Here is a 3354-nt window from a genome sequence, read left to right on the forward strand (position 1 = left end):
CATCGGAGATGTTTATCTACCTTGCCATGATCCGGATCATGGTAAGACGATTAGCATAAAATTTTACCCATCAAAACTTTTCAAACACCCTCTTAAGCCGAAGGGTTTAGTAGGTGGTTACATGAAATGTGGCAAATAAGAAATAATTTGACAAAATTACTAGTTTTCACTACTTTTTTCTTTGGTCAACTGCTGTATTAATAATTGCACTCCCAAAGCCAACAAACCAATTGCCACTATACCAAATATTCCGCTTCCCAAAGCAACTACACCAACAACCAAAGTCCGAACAGCAGAAGAAATCCTCACCACCAATGGATTAATTGAATGGATAGGTTTAGTAGCAAAATTTGTGGCGATCGCAATCATCAACGAATATGCTGCAAATCCCATTCCTCCCGAAATCACCGCCCCAGTTAAACAGCGTAACGGACTTGATGTTACCTGTTCTTTAGTATCTATTTGTGATCTTAAATTTTGGTCATTCATAACATTTTAGATTGGAGCATTAGGAATAATTCTATTTATTTAAACTGAAGATGCCACCTGAATACCATGTGTAATTGTCCGAGTCACAAACAATTCTAAGTCTTCATCAAGAATTGCTTCCCTCACTTGCAACTTAACTTCTTCTGCCTGCTGTTGAGACTCAAAAAGAGCAAATACAGTTGGCCCCGAACCAGACATCATTGTTCCTAAAACGCCTTGCTGATTTGCAAACACTTCTCGCAACTGCAAGACTTGGGGATAGGCTGGCAATACCACGCGCTCCAAATCATTGTCCAGTTTTTGGGCAATTTCTCCCGCATCTTTATCCAGGACAGCTTTTACTATTGCTCCTGAATGAACTGCACTGGCACGGGCTGCCAAGTTGTCGCTATCTCTAAGATAAGAATTACCAAACTGCTCTCTATAGGTTTTGTATGCCCAAGCGGTGGAAACTTCCAGGCTGCGGTATTTTGCCAACACTATATATATACTATCCAAACTTGGTAGAGGAGAAAGTTGATCACCTCTACCTGTTGCGATCGCAGTCCCACCCCCTACACAAAATGGTACATCTGAACCAAGCGTGCCTCCTAACTCCTCTAATTCTGATTGAGTTAATCCCAATTTCCATAGTAAATCTATCCCCACCAACACAGCTGCGGCATTCGTCGAACCTCCAGCCAACCCAGCAGCTACGGGAATCTGCTTGTTGATGGTAATCTCCACACCCCCATATTTAGCAAAGGCTTTAGGAAATTGCCTCACCATTAATTCTGCCGCTCGGTATGCCAGATTACTTGTATCTGTCGGTACTTGTGGGTGGTTGCAGTGAACGCTAATGCTGTCAGTGCTGATGGAACGCACATCAATTTGGTCTGCAAGTCCGATACTTTGAAGTATCATGGCTAACTCATGGTAGCCATCGGGGCGAGCGCCAATTATTTCCAGATATAAGTTGATTTTAGCAGGGGCAATTAGGCTGTAGGAACGCATTTTGAAAGTTAGAAGTTAGGGGTTATGGGTTGCTAGTTGGGAATGGTTAAATTTTGGGTTTTGAATCAAAGCAATCATCTATATGTTCACTCTTAACTCCTCACTCCTCAGTACAGACGCGATTAATCGCGTCTCTGCTAACTCCTAACTCATTTGCTAGGATTACCCATTGTTGAACGCTGATATCTTCGGCTCTGGCTTGGGGATTTATTTTTAATTGTTCCAGTAAGTGGCTCAGGCGATCGCGTTCTATAACAGATTGCAAATTATTTCGTAACATTTTGCGCTTGGCACCAAACCCCAATTTTAAGAAATTCTCTAACTGTCTGGGGTTAAGTGCTGGTATTTCTATTTTTCGGGGGCGCAATCGCACCACTGCTGAATCGACTTTTGGCGGTGGATGGAATGCGGCCGCTGGAACTGTGCAGATTAACTCACACTCAGCTAAATACTGAACTCGCACACTCAACGCCCCAAAGGCTTTTGACCCTGGTTTAGCATACAACCTTTCTGCGACTTCTTTTTGTACCAGCAACACTATTGAGTCAAATGGTTCAGGGTTAGGGTTGGCGATCGTACCCAGTAGTTTCTCAATGATTGGCCCTGTAATGTTGTAGGGGATATTAGCTACTACTTTATTTGGCTGTTGGAAATTAGGAAAGGCTACCAGGTGAGATGGTAAATCCAGAGTGAGAAAATCGCCTTGCAGCAGTAAAAAATTTTCAGTCTTACCAAGTTGCTTTGCCAATAGTTCGCATAAGTCGCGGTCTATTTCAACTGCAACCAGAGATTGCACTAAGGGTAATAAACGACGAGTTAAAATGCCGGTTCCAGGACCAATTTCCAGGATGCGATCGCGATCGTTTTCTTTACACTCTGCTGCTTGAATAATTGCGTCGAGCGCCTTTTCACTTTTGAGCCAATGTTGAGCAAAGACCTTACGCGGTCGGATCATCTGTATTTCTTGCCTAGTCTAGTTTTTAGCTTTTTATCAAAAATTCTGGTTAAAAAATCTGATTAGACAATTATTATGGCGATGTCTTCTCTGAGAGAGGCAATGCCAACGGCAAAGGCTTCTCTACCAGATGCTACGAGCTTGCTTCCCCGTAGAAGTACGCCAACACACTTAAATTTCTGGATTCATTGCGGTAATTTTTCTTTTTCCCACTTCCTCAAATTTATTCCTCATAATCTTGACAAAATTACTACCTTATGAATTGTGAAATACGTCTACAGCGCTAGACTCACTGTAACGGATCTTCATATAAGAGACTGCCTATCTTTTCTACGAAACGCTCCGCAAACGTAATGGTAGCGATCGCGTAGCCTCTTCGAGTACTCGAATGTCGATAGAAGCGCCAACCAACTGTAGGATGAGAGTCTTAGAGTGCAAGCTGCGTAACAATTATGATCTTATTTATGGACACTAACTAGCAACGTCCATTATTCAGACAGGAAAGTTCACCCACTTCGTTTTCGCCTCTCTCCTATTGCCTAACCCATTCACCTGAAAGTAATGCCAGTCAAGAAATTTGCCCTTTTAGAAAAAAAATAGTTATTACCCCTTGACAAACTAGGGGATGACTAGTTACTCTAGTTGAGTGGAAAGGCGACAGACGCCAACCACCGCTGAACCTAAAAAACATAATACTTTGAAAGCTTAAGAAAAAAACCAATCCTCGTCAAAAGATTTTAGTTTTGGGATTTCCCAAAAACATAATCGAAATTATAGGATTCCGGGAAATATTTTTTTCGGAGCCACAAACTCGAAACACAACAAAACGGAGAGTTTGATCCTGGCTCAGGATGAACGCTGGCGGTATGCTTAACACATGCAAGTCGAACGGTGTCTTCGGACACAGTGGCGGACGG

At 42.4% G+C, this 3354-nt stretch carries 4 protein-coding genes and 1 rRNA gene; 2 read left to right on the forward strand and 3 right to left on the reverse strand.

All coding sequences use genetic code 11. The features are described 5' to 3' along the window. Positions 1–159: 159 nt before the first annotated feature. The 3 genes from V7K31_RS03615 to rsmA form a co-directional block, all read right to left on the reverse strand. The gene (locus V7K31_RS03615) at positions 160–489 is read right to left on the reverse strand and encodes a DUF3082 domain-containing protein (RefSeq protein WP_335092673.1); all 330 of its coding nucleotides are present in this window, start codon (positions 487–489) and stop codon (positions 160–162) included. Positions 490–528: 39 nt separating this feature from the next. After that, on the reverse strand, positions 529–1482 hold the full coding sequence (gene ispE / locus V7K31_RS03620; RefSeq protein WP_335092674.1) for a 4-(cytidine 5'-diphospho)-2-C-methyl-D-erythritol kinase: 954 nt from the start codon (positions 1480–1482) through the stop codon (positions 529–531). Between the two features lie 100 nt (positions 1483–1582). Then, the gene (rsmA, locus tag V7K31_RS03625; protein WP_335092675.1) at positions 1583–2437 is read right to left on the reverse strand and encodes a 16S rRNA (adenine(1518)-N(6)/adenine(1519)-N(6))-dimethyltransferase RsmA; all 855 of its coding nucleotides are present in this window, start codon (positions 2435–2437) and stop codon (positions 1583–1585) included. 75 nt (positions 2438–2512) lie between these two features. Between rsmA and V7K31_RS03630 the strand changes: the two genes are divergently transcribed. Next, positions 2513–2698: a hypothetical protein gene (locus tag V7K31_RS03630; protein ID WP_335092676.1), complete on the forward strand. Its 186-nt coding sequence runs from the start codon at positions 2513–2515 to the stop codon at positions 2696–2698. 562 nt (positions 2699–3260) lie between these two features. Then, a 16S ribosomal RNA gene (locus V7K31_RS03635) occupies positions 3261–3354 on the forward strand; the annotation flags it as partial.

The organism is Nostoc sp. (assembly GCF_036917675.1).
Classification (GTDB): Bacteria; Cyanobacteriota; Cyanobacteriia; order Cyanobacteriales; family Nostocaceae; genus Nostoc.

Bases quoted from the DNA above. Each gene is read 5' to 3' on its own strand.
- ispE (WP_335092674.1), bottom strand. From the start codon at position 1,482: ATGCGTTCCTACAGCCTAATTGCCCCTGCTAAAATCAACTTATATCTG.
- V7K31_RS03615 (WP_335092673.1), bottom strand. From the start codon at position 489: ATGAATGACCAAAATTTAAGATCACAAATAGATACTAAAGAACAGGTA.
- rsmA (WP_335092675.1), bottom strand. From the start codon at position 2,437: ATGATCCGACCGCGTAAGGTCTTTGCTCAACATTGGCTCAAAAGTGAA.
- V7K31_RS03630 (WP_335092676.1), top strand. From the start codon at position 2,513: ATGGCGATGTCTTCTCTGAGAGAGGCAATGCCAACGGCAAAGGCTTCT.